The 13933-nt window shown below is 61.1% G+C and carries 13 protein-coding genes; 10 read left to right on the top strand and 3 right to left on the bottom strand.

What is annotated here, in order from left to right; translation table 11 throughout:
• Positions 1-292 precede the first annotated feature (292 nt).
• Positions 293-1357 carry an acyltransferase family protein gene (locus tag NN662_RS03990; RefSeq protein ID WP_261929021.1) on the bottom strand — a complete coding sequence of 355 codons (1065 nt, stop codon included), beginning with the start codon at positions 1355-1357 and terminating at the stop codon, positions 293-295.
• A 458-nt stretch (positions 1358-1815) separates the two neighbouring features.
• On the opposite strand from NN662_RS03990, the gene NN662_RS03985 reads away from it, so the two are divergent.
• From NN662_RS03985 to dxr, 8 genes are all read left to right on the top strand, one after another.
• Positions 1816-2868 (top strand): dipeptidase, encoded by a 1053-nt coding sequence (locus NN662_RS03985; RefSeq protein WP_261929020.1) that lies wholly within the window; start codon positions 1816-1818, stop codon positions 2866-2868.
• Positions 2869-2915: 47 nt separating this feature from the next.
• Positions 2916-4562, top strand: coding sequence for an ABC transporter substrate-binding protein (locus NN662_RS03980; RefSeq protein WP_261929019.1), 1647 nt, complete (start codon positions 2916-2918; stop codon positions 4560-4562).
• 86 nt (positions 4563-4648) lie between these two features.
• Complete coding sequence (locus tag NN662_RS03975; RefSeq protein WP_410010959.1) at positions 4649-5653, top strand: ABC transporter permease; 1005 nt, start codon at positions 4649-4651, stop codon at positions 5651-5653.
• Complete coding sequence (gene nikC / locus NN662_RS03970) at positions 5650-6579, top strand: nickel transporter permease (RefSeq protein WP_261929017.1); 930 nt, start codon at positions 5650-5652, stop codon at positions 6577-6579. The genes NN662_RS03975 and nikC overlap by 4 nt, the downstream gene beginning before the upstream one ends.
• A complete protein-coding gene (locus NN662_RS03965) occupies positions 6576-7409 on the top strand; it encodes an ABC transporter ATP-binding protein (RefSeq protein ID WP_261929016.1) in 834 nt (277 codons plus the stop codon). Before nikC ends, NN662_RS03965 begins: the two co-directional genes overlap by 4 nt.
• Complete coding sequence (locus NN662_RS03960; protein ID WP_261929015.1) at positions 7406-8176, top strand: ABC transporter ATP-binding protein; 771 nt, start codon at positions 7406-7408, stop codon at positions 8174-8176. The genes NN662_RS03965 and NN662_RS03960 overlap by 4 nt, the downstream gene beginning before the upstream one ends.
• Positions 8177-8203: 27 nt before the next feature.
• On the top strand, positions 8204-8929 hold the full coding sequence (locus tag NN662_RS03955) for a metallophosphoesterase (protein ID WP_261929014.1): 726 nt from the start codon (positions 8204-8206) through the stop codon (positions 8927-8929).
• 97 nt (positions 8930-9026) lie between these two features.
• The gene (gene dxr / locus NN662_RS03950; protein ID WP_261929013.1) at positions 9027-10193 is read left to right on the top strand and encodes a 1-deoxy-D-xylulose-5-phosphate reductoisomerase; all 1167 of its coding nucleotides are present in this window, start codon (positions 9027-9029) and stop codon (positions 10191-10193) included.
• Positions 10194-10200: 7 nt separating this feature from the next.
• Here the strand turns inward: dxr and NN662_RS03945 are convergent, their stop codons facing one another.
• The gene (locus NN662_RS03945) at positions 10201-11319 is read right to left on the bottom strand and encodes a serine hydrolase domain-containing protein (protein ID WP_261929012.1); all 1119 of its coding nucleotides are present in this window, start codon (positions 11317-11319) and stop codon (positions 10201-10203) included.
• A 79-nt stretch (positions 11320-11398) separates the two neighbouring features.
• Positions 11399-12613, bottom strand: a complete 1215-nt coding sequence (gene hemA, locus NN662_RS03940; protein ID WP_261929011.1) for a 5-aminolevulinate synthase — start codon at positions 12611-12613, stop codon at positions 11399-11401.
• 289 nt (positions 12614-12902) lie between these two features.
• Here hemA and NN662_RS03935 point away from each other — a divergent pair, with 289 nt between their 5' ends.
• Both NN662_RS03935 and NN662_RS03930 read left to right on the top strand, forming a co-directional pair.
• Positions 12903-13271 carry a hypothetical protein gene (locus NN662_RS03935; RefSeq protein ID WP_261929010.1) on the top strand — a complete coding sequence of 123 codons (369 nt, stop codon included), beginning with the start codon at positions 12903-12905 and terminating at the stop codon, positions 13269-13271.
• Between the two features lie 321 nt (positions 13272-13592).
• Positions 13593-13856 carry a YMGG-like glycine zipper-containing protein gene (locus NN662_RS03930; RefSeq protein WP_261929009.1) on the top strand — a complete coding sequence of 88 codons (264 nt, stop codon included), beginning with the start codon at positions 13593-13595 and terminating at the stop codon, positions 13854-13856.
• Positions 13857-13933 lie beyond the last annotated feature (77 nt).

The raw sequence follows: 13933 nt of genomic DNA, 5'->3' as shown, positions 1-13933 counted from the left end.
CATATACCCGCAGTTGACCGGATGCCTGCGCCTTGAAGTGCGTCTCTGCCAGATCAATCACCGCCATTTGGCGATCGCCCTCAACCGCTCTGGAGAACCTTTTCGTCGGCCGATCAGTCTGAGTAACTTGGCCTTCTCTGCATGATCTTATTGCGGTGGCGTTGCTGAGACCGGTCAATGCCGTTGATCTGCTTCGAAACCAGCTGACAAAGATCGGCGCACCGTCAATCGTTATAGTCTTTATCATTGCGTCGTCGGCAGAAGGGAATGCAGCACTGACGTATGTCTGCCATCAGTCCGAAGCCACGCCTGCCTCGATCAGCTGTCGGCGCCCCCTGAAACGCCTGCGGGCGTCGCGTAATGGCCGCTCGACGTATCGGTATGAGATAGCGCTGATCACGATCGAAAGCGCAGACACGATCAGGGCATTAACGACCGGTGGAAAAATGCCGTTTAGGGCAAAAGCAAGCGGATAGTGCCACAGGTAGATAGAATAGGAGAGAAGCCCCATATAGACGAACGGACGTGAGGATAGGATACGTGAGGTCGTCGTTTCCGGGCCTGCGGCAAGCGCAATTATAAAGAGAGTTGCACACACTTCAACAACAGGACTCAGCAGCCCGAGAGCTAAGGCTGACTGAGCAGGAAACAACATCATCGCGACGAGGAGGAGGCTGCCAGCGCGTCGAACCAGCTTCTCCGCCAATACCGGTTTTGGCCTCCAATCCAAAATCACAGGGAGAGAACCCATGACAAGCCCACTCATATGTGTGTCGAAGCGATAGTTCGTCCACTCCCAACTGCCCCAGATCGTAGCGTCGATGGCGCGCCAGCCGATTGACGCCGCCAGCAGGCCGATCATTACGGCAATCGCTTTCTGACGGCCAAGCCTTAGAAGGAAAAGGATAACGAAAGGCCAGATGAGGTAAAACTGTTCTTCTACTGACAGAGACCAGGTGTGGCCCAGTTGCTGGGGAAAATTCCAGATCGCCATCGAGTAGTCCGTAACATAGAACGCGGCCATGAGTGCCATGGTCTCAGGGTGAGCTTGCGGCGCAAGCAAGCCCACTATCAGAACGAAGGCCAAGAGCATCAGGAGCAGGGGTGGTAGCAAGCGGATTGCGCGGTTCACATAAAAGCGACGAATATCGATCGCTCCGGTGTTGTTGAACTCTGTGACGAGCAAGCCGGTAATCAGGTAGCCGCTCAACACGAAGAAAATGTCGACGCCGATCGCGCCACCTCCCACTAAGGGCACACGGCAATGCAAAGCGAGAACGGCCAAGGCCGCCATGGCTCTCACGCCGTCGAATGCAGGTATCCGCTCCATTTTTCCCCGCTTAAGTCGATAATCCACGCAAGGTTTCACCTAAAGATTGAATTTTCGCAAACAGGGAGATTGTGGCATCCGATACAGATAGCCTGTATGGCACGGGTTACGGAGATCGCTGACGACCACATTCCATCAGCGGCAATTCCGTCAGGGCGACAATACGGGTTTACTGGTATGGTATGCGAATACGGAGGGTGATACCGCGACGTCGACGCGACCTGCGCTACATGCTTAAAGTTGCATAAGTTTGGATTGATATCCGAATGTGCCCAAACCTTCTCCGCCCATGTCCCAAAAGCCCCTATACGATGGCATCACCCCGCCCTCGATGCCATTCCCTTCGCGCATGAACCCATCCGCCTTTTTGGCTTGCGCATTTTGCGGAGCTGGCTCTAGTGTGGTCGGGTCTGCGAACGATTTCCCGTCCGGACGGCATGCCGTCCCGGTCTCTTCCGCTCCTCATCCGATGTGAAAGCCCCGACATGGAACTGGTATTCGACGGTCACAACGACGTGCTTTTGCGGCTTTGGAGGACGCGAAAGGATGGCGGCGACCCGATTGCGGAGTTCATCGGCGGCACGGACAAGGGACACATCGATGCGCCCCGCGCCCGCAAGGGCGGGCTCGCCGGCGGGCTTTGCGCGATCTACATCCCGTCCGAGGGACCGATGCAGTTCGACCCGGATGCCAACGGCCATTACGCCACGCCGCTTGCCGCGCCGCTGGAGCGCAGCCCGTCGCTGGACATCGCACTGGAGTTTGCGGCAATCGCCTTCGAGCTCGACCGCGCCGGCGGCTGGAAGGTCTGTCGGTCGACCGCCGACATCCGCCAGGCGACCGACACCGGTGTCTTCGCCGCCGTCCTGCACATGGAAGGCTGCGAGGCGATCGGCCCGGATCTGGCCGCGCTCGAGACATTTCATGCGGCCGGCCTGCGCTCCCTCGGTCCGGTCTGGAGCCGCAACAACGTCTTCGGTCATGGCGTGCCGTTTTCCTATCCCGCCGACCCCGATTGCGGACCGGGGCTGACCGACGCCGGCTTCGATCTCATAAAGGCCTGCAACAGGCTGGGCATTGCCGTCGACCTCGCCCACATCACCGAGGCCGGTTTCTGGGACGTGGCCAAGACCACCGACCAGCCACTGATCGTCAGCCATTCCAATGTGCACGCCATCACGCCGATCGCCAGAAACCTGACCGACAGGCAGATGGATGCCGTCAAGGAGAGCGGCGGCCTGGTCGGGCTGAATTACGCCGTGACCATGCTGCGCCCGGACGCTGCCGCCGACGGCGACACGCCGATCTCGGACATGACACGGCATGTCGAGCACATGCTGGAGCGCATGGGCATCGATTGCGTGGCGCTTGGCTCGGACTTCGACGGAGCACTGGTGCCCGACGCGATTCACGACGCAGCGGGAAATCAGGTTCTGATTTTGGCTCTTGAAAAGTTGGGGCTTAACGGAGAAGAATTGGCAAAAATCTGCAGGGATAACTGGTTGAGGGTACTAAAATCCGCCTGGAACGAAGCCTGAAGACCAGCAGACCGCACAAATTCAAAAATCAAAAAGGGGAAATCGCAATGACGATCATGACCACGTTCAACAAGCACTTCCGCATGCTTTCCGCCGGCGCGGCCCTCGGCCTTCTCGTTGCCGCCACACCGCAGGCCTTCGCCGAGACACCGAAGGACACGCTGGTGATCGGCTGGGCGATCGACGACGTCATCACGCTCGATCCCGCCGAAGCCTTTGAAATCACCATGGGCGAAGTCAACGGCAACACCTACAACACGCTGATCAGCCTCAACACCGAAAACACCTCGGAAGTGAAACCCTCGATCGCGGAAAGCTGGACGGTTTCCGACGACGGCAAGACCTTCACCTTCAAGCTGAAGCCCGGTCTGAAATTCGCATCCGGCAACCCGATCACCGCCGAAGACGTCGCTTGGTCGTTTGAGCGCGCCGTCAAGCTCAACAAGAACCCGGCCTTCATCCTGCAGCAGTTCGGGCTGACCGGCGACAACGTGACCGACATGGCCAAGGCCGTCGATGAGACGACCTTCACCTTCACCACCGACAAGGCCTATGCGCCGAGCTTCGTTCTGAACTGCCTGACGGCCACCGTCGCCTCCGTCGTCGACAAGAAGGTCGTCATGGAGCATGTCGCAAGCGTCACGCCTTCGGACGAATACAAGTTCGACAATGATTACGGCAATGAATGGCTGAAGACCCATTATGCCGGCTCCGGCCCGTTCACCATCCGCGACTGGCGCGCCAACGAAGTCATCGTGCTCGACCGCAACGACAACTACTTCGGCGAGAAGCCGGCGATGGCGCATGTGATCTACCGCCACATGCCGGAAAGCGCCGGCGAGCGCCTGGCGCTGGAAAACGGTGACATCGACATCGCCCGCAAGCTGCAGCCGCAGGATCTGGACGCGATCGCCTCGAACCCGGACATCAAGACGGTCTCCGCGCCGAAGGGCACGGTCTACTACTTCAGCCTCAACCAGAAGAACGAGATCCTTGCGAAACCCGAAGTGCGCGAGGCGATGAAGTACCTAGTCGATTACGACGCACTGGAATCGACGCTGATCAAATATATCGGCACGACCCACCAGACCTTCCTGCCGAGCGGCATGTTCGGTGCGCTGGATGAGAACCCCTACAAGTTCGATCCTGCCAAGGCCAAGGAACTGATAGCCAAGGCCGGTTATCCGGACGGCTTCTCGGTGACGATGGACGTACGCAATAACCCGCCGGTCAGCTCCGTTGGCGAAGCGCTGCAGCAGACCTTTGCCGAAGGCGGCGTTAAGCTGGAAATCATCCCGGGCGATGGCAAGCAGACGCTGACCAAGTACCGTGCCCGCAACCACGACATCTATATCGGCCAGTGGGGCACGGACTACTGGGATCCGAACTCCAACGCCGACACCTTCACGTCGAACCTCGACAACTCCGACGATTCCAAGACCAAGACGCTGTCTTGGCGCAATGCTTGGGACCGGCCGGACCTGACGAAGGAAGCCCAGGAAGCCCTTCTGGAGAAGGACACAGCCAAGCGTTCGGACATGTACAAGGACCTGCAGAAGAAGGTGCTTGAGGAAGGTCCGTTCGTCATCATGTGGCAGGAAACCGAAGTCGCGGCCTATCGTGCCAACCTCGGCGGCTACAAGCTCGGGCCGACCTTCGACACCAACTATCTCGATACGGTCACCAAGCAGTAATCCCTGCGCAAGGGACAATGCCATTGACCTCCATCGATCATACCAGTGAAGCGCGGCGGGCAACCGCCCGCGCTTCCAGCTACATCATGCCCGTCATCCGCTTTCTTGTGACGATCGTCACCACCTATCTCGGACTGCTGGCGGTAACCTTCTTCATCGGTCGTGTGATCCCGGTCGATCCGGTTCTGGCGATCCTCGGCGACCGCGCGCCGGCATCGGCGATCGCCCGCGTGCGCGCCGAACTCGGGCTGGACCTGCCGCTCTACCAGCAGTTCATCATCTACGTGCAGAAGGCCCTGACCGGCGATTTCGGCACCTCCGTGCTGACCACCCATCCGGTGATGGAAGACATCAAGCGCGTCTTCCCGGCGACGATCGAACTCGCGACGCTCGGCACCATCATCGGCACCATCACCGGCATTCCGCTGGGCGTGCTCGCCGCCGTCAAGCGCGGCAGCCTTGCAGACCAGATCGTCCGCGTCGTCGGCCTGATCGGCTATTCCGTCCCGGTCTTCTGGCTGGGCCTGATCTCGCTGGTCCTGTTCTACGCCAAGCTTCGCTGGGTCTCTTACCCCGGCCGTATCGACATCGTCTACGAATACACGTTCACGCCGCAGACCGGCTTCTACATTCTCGACGCCATCCTCCAGCGAAACTGGGAAGTTCTGGCCGACGTCATGCGCCACATCATCCTGCCGGCGGGTCTGCTCGGCTATTTCTCGCTCGCCTATATCAGCCGCATGACGCGGTCCTTCATGCTGAACGAGCTGAGCCAGGAATACATCGTCGCCGCCCGCGCCAAGGGCATTTCCGAAAGCCGCATCATCTGGTTCCATGCTTTGCGCAACGCCGCCGTGCCGCTCGTCACCGTCATCGCGCTCTCCTATGCCGGCCTGCTGGAAGGCTCCGTCCTGACGGAAACCATCTTCTCCTGGCCGGGTCTCGGGCAATACATCACCAGTTCGCTGCAGAACGCCGACATGAATGCGGTTCTCGGCGGCACCATCGTCGTCGGCTCGGTGTTCATCGCCATCAACCTGTTCACCGACATTCTCTACCGCACGCTGGACCCGAGGACGAGAAGCCGATGACCGCGACCGCCCCGACACAGAAAATGAGCCGGCGGGAATGGCTCCTCTCAGACAGGCCGCAGACCCGCATGCAGGCCAGACTCGGCCGCGCTTATGTCATCTGGCGGCAGTTCTCCGCCAACAAGCTCGCCGTCGTCGGCATGTGGATCCTGATCGGCCTACTGTTCGTCGCCGCCTTTGCCGATCTGCTGGCACCCTATTCGCCGGTTGTCGGCGATCTGAAGAACGCCCGCCTTTTGGCTCCGAACGCCGAACACTGGCTCGGCACCGACGGCCAGGGCCGGGATATTCTCTCCCGACTCATCTACGGCTCGCGCCTGACGCTGCTTGTCGTGTCGCTGGCGGCGATCATCGCCGCCCCCATCGGCCTCATCATCGGCACCATGGCGGGCTATGCCGGCGGCTGGGTCGATACCGTGCTGATGCGGATCACCGACATCTTCCTCGCCTTTCCGAAACTGGTGCTGGCGCTGGCGCTGGTCGCAGCCCTCGGTCCCGGCATCGAGAACGCCATTCTGGCGATCGCGGTCACCTCCTGGCCGCCCTATGCGCGCATCGCCAGGGCGGAAACACTGACCTTCCGAAACTCGGACTTCATCTCGGCAGTCAAGCTGATGGGCGCCTCACCCACCCGCATCGTCATCCGCCATGTTATGCCGCTCTGCATGTCGTCGCTGATCGTGCGTGTGACGCTCGACATGGCCGGCATCATCCTGACGGCCGCCGGCCTCGGTTTTCTCGGCCTCGGCGCGCAACCGCCACTGCCGGAATGGGGCGCGATGATTGCCGACGGCCGCCGCTTCATTCTCGACCAGTGGTGGGTGGCCGCCGCCCCCGGCGTCGCCATCCTCATCGTCAGCCTCGGTTTCAACCTGCTCGGCGACGGTCTCAGGGACGCGCTCGATCCGAAGGAGGCCGGCCAATGAGCAACCTCCTCGAAGTCGACGACCTGCGCGTCACCTTCCCAACCCGCACCGGCGAAGTGAATGCCGTGCGCGGCGTGTCTTTCACGCTCGGGCGGGAGCGGCTCGGCATCGTCGGCGAGTCGGGCTCCGGCAAGTCGCAGACCGGCCGCGCCATCATGGGCCTGACGCCGCCGCATGCGAAGATTACAGCCAACCGGTTGAATTTCGACGGCATCGACCTTCTCGAGGCACCCCCCGCCCTGCGCCGGAGCCTGAGGGGCAAGCGGATTTCCATGATCCTGCAGGATCCGAAATACTCGCTGAACCCCGTCATGCCGATCGGCAAGCAGATCATCGAGACCCTGCTGGCACACGAGAGGATCAGCAAGGCAGAGGCACGCCGCCGTTCGCTCGACATGCTGGAAGCCGTACAGATCCGCGATCCGGAACGCGTCTTCAAGCTGCATCCGCACGAGGTCTCGGGCGGCATGGGCCAGCGTATCATGATCGCCATGATGCTGGTCACCGGCCCGGAACTCTTGATTGCCGACGAACCGACGTCGGCGCTCGACGTCACCGTTCAGCTCGACGTGCTCGCCATTCTCGACAGACTGGTCGCCGAGCGGGGCATGGGCCTGATCTTCATCTCGCACGACCTGCGACTGGTTACCACCTTCTGCGACCGCGTTCTCGTCATGTATGCCGGCAAGGTGGTCGAGGAGCTGTCCTCCTCGGCGCTCGGGGAGGCAAAGCATCCCTACACGCAAGGGCTCCTGAACTGCCTGCCGCAGATCGGCAACGACCGCCATCCCCTGCCCGTCCTCCAGCGTCAAACGGAGTGGAGCCAATGACAGACGCCATCACCGTCAGCGACATGACCGTCAGCTTCTCCGGCCATCGCGCGTTGAAGAATGTCAGCCTTTCCGTTCGGGAGGGTGAGTCCTTCGGCATCGTCGGCGAATCCGGTTCTGGGAAATCGACGCTCTTGCGCGCCGTCGCCGGCCTCACCCATTTCGACAGCGGTGCGCTTACCGTCAACGGGCGCCGATACGGACCGAAGCGCCGCGACAAGGAATTCTACCGCACGGTTCAGATGGTCTTCCAGGATCCCTACGGCTCGCTGCATCCGCGCCAGACCGTCGACCGGCTGCTGCTCGAACCGCTTGTCGTCCACGGCTTCGGTGACACCGAGACCCGCATCCGTCGCGCGCTCGACGAGGTCGGGCTCGGCTCCGGTTTCCGCTTCCGCTACTCGCACCAGCTCTCCGGCGGCCAGCGCCAGCGCATCGCCATTGCCCGCGCACTGATCGTGGAGCCGAAGATCCTGCTGCTTGACGAGCCGACATCGGCCCTTGATGCCTCCATCCAGGCGGAAATTTTGAACCTGCTCGAACAGGCCCGCTCCGACCGCAACCTCACCTTCGTCATGGTCAGCCACGATCTCGCCGTGATCAACCACATGTGCGGGCGACTGGCTGTCATGCGCGGCGGCGAAGTCGTCGAGATGCTGGATGCCTCCGCTCTTGAAAGCCGCGAGTTTCAGGCCGACTATACAAGGCAGTTGATGATCGCCAGCGAAGGCTTCAAGCGCGTGCCCCTCTCGCCCGCATCCGCGTGAACACCAGCTGACAAGCCAGGACATCCGATGAGTAGACACCGCCTGATCGTCGGTCGCGACGAATACGACGAAATCTTTGCCGTCGGAGATGTACATGGTCATCTCGACCTGCTGCTCGGCGCCGAGGAGCGCATGCGCGAGAATAGCAAGTCTGGCGGCCGCAAGCTGATCATCATGCTCGGCGACTATATCGACCGCGGGCCGCACTCATACGGCGTCATCGAACACCTGATCGCCGCGCCGCCGACGGGCTTCGATCGCATCTGCCTCACAGGCAATCACGAGGCGATCATGCTGGCCTTTCTCGCCGGCATCGAGGGAAACGGAGCCTGGCTCGACTGGGGCGGGACGGAGACTGTCGCCTCCTACGGCGTGGACCCCTACAAATATCTGAACATGGACGGCACCGGACACACATTGCGCACGGTCCTGAATGAGGTCCTCCCCCAAAGCCATCTCGACTTCATGGGCTCGTTGCCGATCTGCGTCTCGTCGGCGCCCTATCTCTTCACCCATGCCGGCGTCGTTCCCGGCAAGCCGCTGGCCGATCAGGCCGACGAGGACCTGTTCTGGATCAGGGAACCCTTCCTGACGCTTGGGCCCCAACTGCCCGGACTGACGGTCGTCCACGGCCATACTCCGTCTCTGGAGCCGACATTCGCGGGAGGTCGCATCGGCATCGACACCGGTGCCTACAAGACCGGCCGGCTCACGGTCCTGAAGATCGCCGGCGAGACGGCGGAAATCATCTGACAGCATCCCATCTTGCGGCATGCCTGCGCCCATCCGCCCCTTGCTGTACGAGCCGAGGAATTGTAGAGCAGCGCAAACGGAAGAAGAACGGCCTGCAATGACAAGAAAATCCGTCACGATCCTCGGCTCCACCGGCTCCATCGGCGTCAGCACGCTCGACGTCATCGGCCAGCTTGGCGGACGCGAACGTTTCGACGTGATGGCCCTGACCGGCAACGGCAACATCGCCCTTTTGGCCGAACAGGCGAAATTGGTCGGCGCCAAACTGGCCGTGACAGCAGACGACAGGCGATACCAGGAGCTCAAGGTCACCCTGGCAGGCAGCGGCATCGCCGTGGCTTCAGGCACCAGTGGCCTGGCCGAAGCGGCCGCGATGGACGCGGACTGGGTGATGGCCGCGATCGTCGGCACCGCCGGTCTTGCCCCGACACTTGCCGCAGCCGAACGCGGCGCGGATATCGCGCTCGCCAACAAGGAGTGCCTCGTTTCGGCCGGCCCGCTTTTCGTCGAGGCAGTCAGGCGCGGCGGCGGCAAACTGATTCCGGTCGACAGCGAGCACAGCGCGATCTTCCAGACGCTGGAGGAACACCAGCGCCATGCTTTAGAGCGCATCATCCTGACGGCGTCCGGCGGCCCGTTCCGCACATGGTCGCGGGAAGACATGGCCAATGTCACAGTCGAGACCGCCCGCGCCCACCCGAACTGGTCCATGGGCCTGAAGATCTCAATCGGCAGCGCCTCCATGTTCAACAAGGCACTTGAAATGATCGAGGCGCAGCATCTCTTTGCCGCCACGCCGGAGCAGATCGAGGTGGTCGTCCACCCGCAATCGATCGTCCACTCCATGGTCGGCTACACGGACGGCTCCGTGCTCGCCCAGCTCGGCGTGCCGGATATGCGCACCGCCATCGGCTACGCTCTGACCTATCCCGCCCGCTCGCCGCTCAATGTCGACCGGCTGGATTTCGCGAAGATCGGCCGCCTGGATTTCGAGGCACCGGACGAGGAGCGCTTCCCCGCCCTGCGTCTGGCGCGTCTCGCCATGCATCGCGGTGGCCTGCAGGGCTGCATCATGAATGCAGCCGAAGAAACCGCATTCGAAGCCTTCGTCGAAGGCCGGATCCGCTTCCTGCAGATGGCGGACATCGTCGAGGCCGCAATGGATCGCCTGTCATCAATTTCGCCGGCCGCATCGATCGAGGACGTCTTCGCCGCCGACGTCGAGGCGAGGCGGACGGCAGCCGAATTCATCGCCGGCCTGTGATCAAAGATCAGGCGGCGTAGAGCGCCTTCACCAGATCGTTCGGAAATGCTCCGGTGCACCCTTCAAGTGCCGTGTTGGAATACGAGACGAGGCTGATGCCGTTCTTCGGATCGAGGAGCCAACTGTTGCCGTAGACACCGCCCCACGTCACCGTTCCGGCCGGCACCGGCAATTCCGCCGCTTCCGGGTTCACCGTCACCGAGCCGAAGTAGCCGAACTTGACGCCCGGGCTGTGCAGGTGCCTGCCGATCTGGTTCGACAGTCCCTTTTCCGTCATCTCACGCGACAGGATCGGCTCGCCGCCCTTCTGAAGCGCATTGAGGAAGCGGATGAAATCGACGGCTGTTCCGGCCATTCCGGCACCACCCGATTGGAACGCTGACGGATTGAATATCCGCGACGGAGAGAAGTTGAACGACGCGCCTTCGTCGTTTGAAAGCCATTGCGGATCGGTCATCGGCATCGGACGGGGGCGTTGATCGGCATAGGCCGTCGCCAGCCGATCCGTGTCGGTGACATGGAAGCGTGTGTCGTTCATGCCGAGCGGGCCGCACACATGCTCGACGACGGCCGCCTCCAGCGTCCCACCCGTCACCGCGGCGATAGCTGCGCCGAGGATGTCGGTCGCGTAGGAATACATCCAGGACGCCCCGGGCGCGAAGCCCAGCGGGCGACGGTTCACGCGCGAGAAATTCGCCTCGAAGTCCAGATCCGTGTTGAGCAGGCCCTGATTGATCCTTTCTTCCACCGGCAGTTGCTCGAGCGACGAATCATAGGCAAGACCCGAGGTATGGGTCAGCAGATGGTGTATGGTGATCGCCGCCGGCGCGCCATCGGCAAGCCTAGGACGGAACCAGGGCAGATAGTCGGAGACCGGTGCCTCCAGCGCCAGCTCGCCCTTTTCCACCAGCGCCAGCGCCGTGGCCGCCACCAGCGGCTTCGTCACAGAGGCCATCCGGAAGATCGTGTCCTTTGCCGTCTTCTTGCCGCTCTCGCGGTCCGCATAGCCGGCGGCCCGTTCGTAGACAGGGCGCCCATTCTGGTGAACCAGAACGACCGCACCGACGATCGTCTCGCCGGAAATGGCGGCGTCGATGACTTGGTTGAGGCGGCTTTCAAGCGACATGAAAAAATCCTTCATCAAATAAAAAGTGCGGGCCATTTAGAAATGACCCGCACCGGAATTCAAGCAATGTCTTTTGAGATCAGGCGACGGCGCGCGCCAGCGCACACTGCGACCAGAGGTCGTGCAAGGCGCCGACCAGGTGGTTCAGGTCCTCGTCGGAATGCAGCGGCGTCGGGGTGAAGCGCAGGCGCTCCGTCTTTCGCGGCACCGTCGGATAATTGATCGGCTGCACATAGATGCCGTAGCTGTCGAGCAGGATATCGGAGATCCACTTGCACTTGGCGGCATCGCCGACCATGACCGGCACGATATGGCTCGGATTGGGCATGTGCGGAATGCCGCGGGCATCGAGCAGCGACCGCATCCGGCGGACGCGCTCCTGATGGGCGCGGCGCTCGTCCTGCGAGACCTTCAGATGCTGGATCGAGGCAATCGCGCCTGCGGCCAGAGCCGGCGGCAGAGCCGTGGTGAAGATGAAGCCCGAAGAGAACGAACGGACGAAATCGCAAAGCGCGGCAGAGCCGGTGATGTAGCCGCCCATGACGCCGAACGCCTTGCCGAGCGTGCCTTCGATGACGGTCAGGCGATCCATCAGACCTTCGCGTTCGGCAACGCCGCCGCCGCGCGGACCATACATGCCGACGGCATGCACTTCGTCGAGATAGGTCATGGCGCCATACTTGTCGGCGAGATCACAGATTTCCTTGATCGGCGAAATGTCGCCATCCATTGAATAGACCGATTCGAACGCGATCATCTTCGGCGCCTTCGGATCGGCAGCGGCCAGCTTTGCTTCCAGATCCTTGACGTCGTTGTGCTTCCAGATCACCCGCTCGCAACGCGAATGGCGGATGCCTTCGATCATCGAAGCATGGTTCAGCGCATCCGAGAACACGATCATTCCCGGAATCTTGGAACAGAGGGTTCCAAGTGCGGCCCAGTTGGAAACGTAGCCGGACGTGAAGATCAGCGCTGATTCCTTGCCGTGCAGATCGGCAAGCTCGCGCTCCAGCAGAACGTGGTAGTGATTGGTTCCAGAGATATTCCGGGTGCCGCCGGCACCCGCGCCACAGTGGTCGATGGCCGTTTTCATGGCTTCGATCACCTTGGGATTCTGTCCCATTCCGAGATAATCGTTGGAACACCAGACGGTAACCTGCTGCTCACCCTTGTCCGTGAAGCGGGTGGCACGCGGAAACTGGCCGCTGTTGCGTTTCAGATCGGCGAACACGCGATAACGCCCTTCTTCGTGAAGGCCGGCAAGTTCGCTCTGAAAGTAGTTCTCGAAATCCATCATTATCTCCAGACAGGTGGAACCGTTTTCTTTTGAATCATTCCAATCGTCAACCTTTTTTCGTGCCACCCACGGCGCAGTGCGTCGATTGGGCCCACCGGCTGAAACGGGGCTGCCGGACCTTTCAATATCCGGACGATTCACCTGCGGCCTTGATGCAAATCAAAAACAGAGTCGCTTGGAAAAATGAACGCCAGATGAACGACCGGTTTTGTTGGCGTTCATCCACCCGTTCATATAAAAAGTACAAGCGTTAGCGAGGCTCGATAACCCTGACCGGGAGTGTTCCATGTACGGCAAGGCATTTACGACCATCATCGCGGCGAGCATCGCCATGGGAAGCTTTCTCGCCATGCCGGCGGCATCGTTTGCCGATGGCACGATCATCATCACCGGCGGCCAATCCAGCAAGAACAGAACTCAATACGACGGCGACACGACTACCAGTGGGGTCGGCGGCAGTTCCGATGACGAATCGCATGGACGCATGCGCTGTGAAATCAGCCTCGCGAAGGAAAAGGCAGAGCGATACGGCTATCGCTTTCCGGAAGTCGCATCCGTTTCGGATCGTGCAATTGTGATCGGCGGTCGCCTGGATAGGCGCTGGCGCCAGATCGCTTTCGCCAACCACTATGGCTGCCCGGTCCTCGACCGATGAAAAGTTGGGGGGTGAAGCAGGCGTATGGACATTAATTTTATTTAATGAGCCGGGGAACAAACATCCCTTGGATTTATTTATGTGATGAGCCTTCAACTTGGATGCATCTTGAAATACTCTGAGTGAGCCACATCAAGTGTCGCAACTGCTTGAAGACAGCGGGGACTGCGACCGGCTCGAAGTTTAGGTCAAGACCGGCAGACGACGTTTTGCGTAATACCCGATTTCGCCCAGGGGCGTTGGCGGGAAACAGGGATCCGGGAGCAGAAGCCGCCTTCCGGTCCAGCGGATCAAGCGGCTGACAAAATTTGGAGAGAGTAGATGAAAAAGGCAATTGTCCTCATTCTTGTTGGCTTGTCCGTCGCAAGCTGCACCCAGACTGAAAAGGGAGCCGGTATCGGCGCTGCTTCCGGCGCTGTCATCGGTGGTCTGGCAACCGGTAACGTCCGCGGCGCAGCCGTCGGCGCAGCAATCGGTGGCGTCGCAGGCGCTGTCATCGGCTCGGCCAACGAGCCCGGCAAGTGCTACTACCGCGACCGTTACGGCCGCCGCTATGTTGACGATTGCCCGGCTGGCTACCGTTAATCGATCCCAGCAAGGCGCACCTGATGGTGCGCCTTCGCTTTTTTTGGGGCCGCGGTGAGGCCGCAGTCTCATGTCAT

This window comes from Rhizobium sp. NRK18 (assembly GCF_024385575.1).
Classification (GTDB): Bacteria; Pseudomonadota; Alphaproteobacteria; order Rhizobiales; family Rhizobiaceae; genus JANFMV01.
Note: the sequence above shows the minus strand (reverse complement) of the source record. Positions and strands in the feature narration are given on the sequence as shown.

Excerpts from the sequence above, each read along its gene's own strand:
- NN662_RS03985 (WP_261929020.1), top strand. The coding sequence starts at position 1,816 with ATGGAACTGGTATTCGACGGTCACAACGACGTGCTTTTGCGGCTTTGG.
- NN662_RS03980 (WP_261929019.1), top strand. The coding sequence starts at position 2,916 with ATGACGATCATGACCACGTTCAACAAGCACTTCCGCATGCTTTCCGCC.
- NN662_RS03975 (WP_410010959.1), top strand. The coding sequence starts at position 4,649 with ATGCCCGTCATCCGCTTTCTTGTGACGATCGTCACCACCTATCTCGGA.
- nikC (WP_261929017.1), top strand. The coding sequence starts at position 5,650 with ATGACCGCGACCGCCCCGACACAGAAAATGAGCCGGCGGGAATGGCTC.
- NN662_RS03965 (WP_261929016.1), top strand. The coding sequence starts at position 6,576 with ATGAGCAACCTCCTCGAAGTCGACGACCTGCGCGTCACCTTCCCAACC.
- NN662_RS03960 (WP_261929015.1), top strand. The coding sequence starts at position 7,406 with ATGACAGACGCCATCACCGTCAGCGACATGACCGTCAGCTTCTCCGGC.
- NN662_RS03955 (WP_261929014.1), top strand. The coding sequence starts at position 8,204 with ATGAGTAGACACCGCCTGATCGTCGGTCGCGACGAATACGACGAAATC.
- dxr (WP_261929013.1), top strand. The coding sequence starts at position 9,027 with ATGACAAGAAAATCCGTCACGATCCTCGGCTCCACCGGCTCCATCGGC.
- NN662_RS03945 (WP_261929012.1), bottom strand. The coding sequence starts at position 11,319 with ATGTCGCTTGAAAGCCGCCTCAACCAAGTCATCGACGCCGCCATTTCC.
- hemA (WP_261929011.1), bottom strand. The coding sequence starts at position 12,613 with ATGGATTTCGAGAACTACTTTCAGAGCGAACTTGCCGGCCTTCACGAA.
- NN662_RS03935 (WP_261929010.1), top strand. The coding sequence starts at position 12,903 with ATGTACGGCAAGGCATTTACGACCATCATCGCGGCGAGCATCGCCATG.
- NN662_RS03930 (WP_261929009.1), top strand. The coding sequence starts at position 13,593 with ATGAAAAAGGCAATTGTCCTCATTCTTGTTGGCTTGTCCGTCGCAAGC.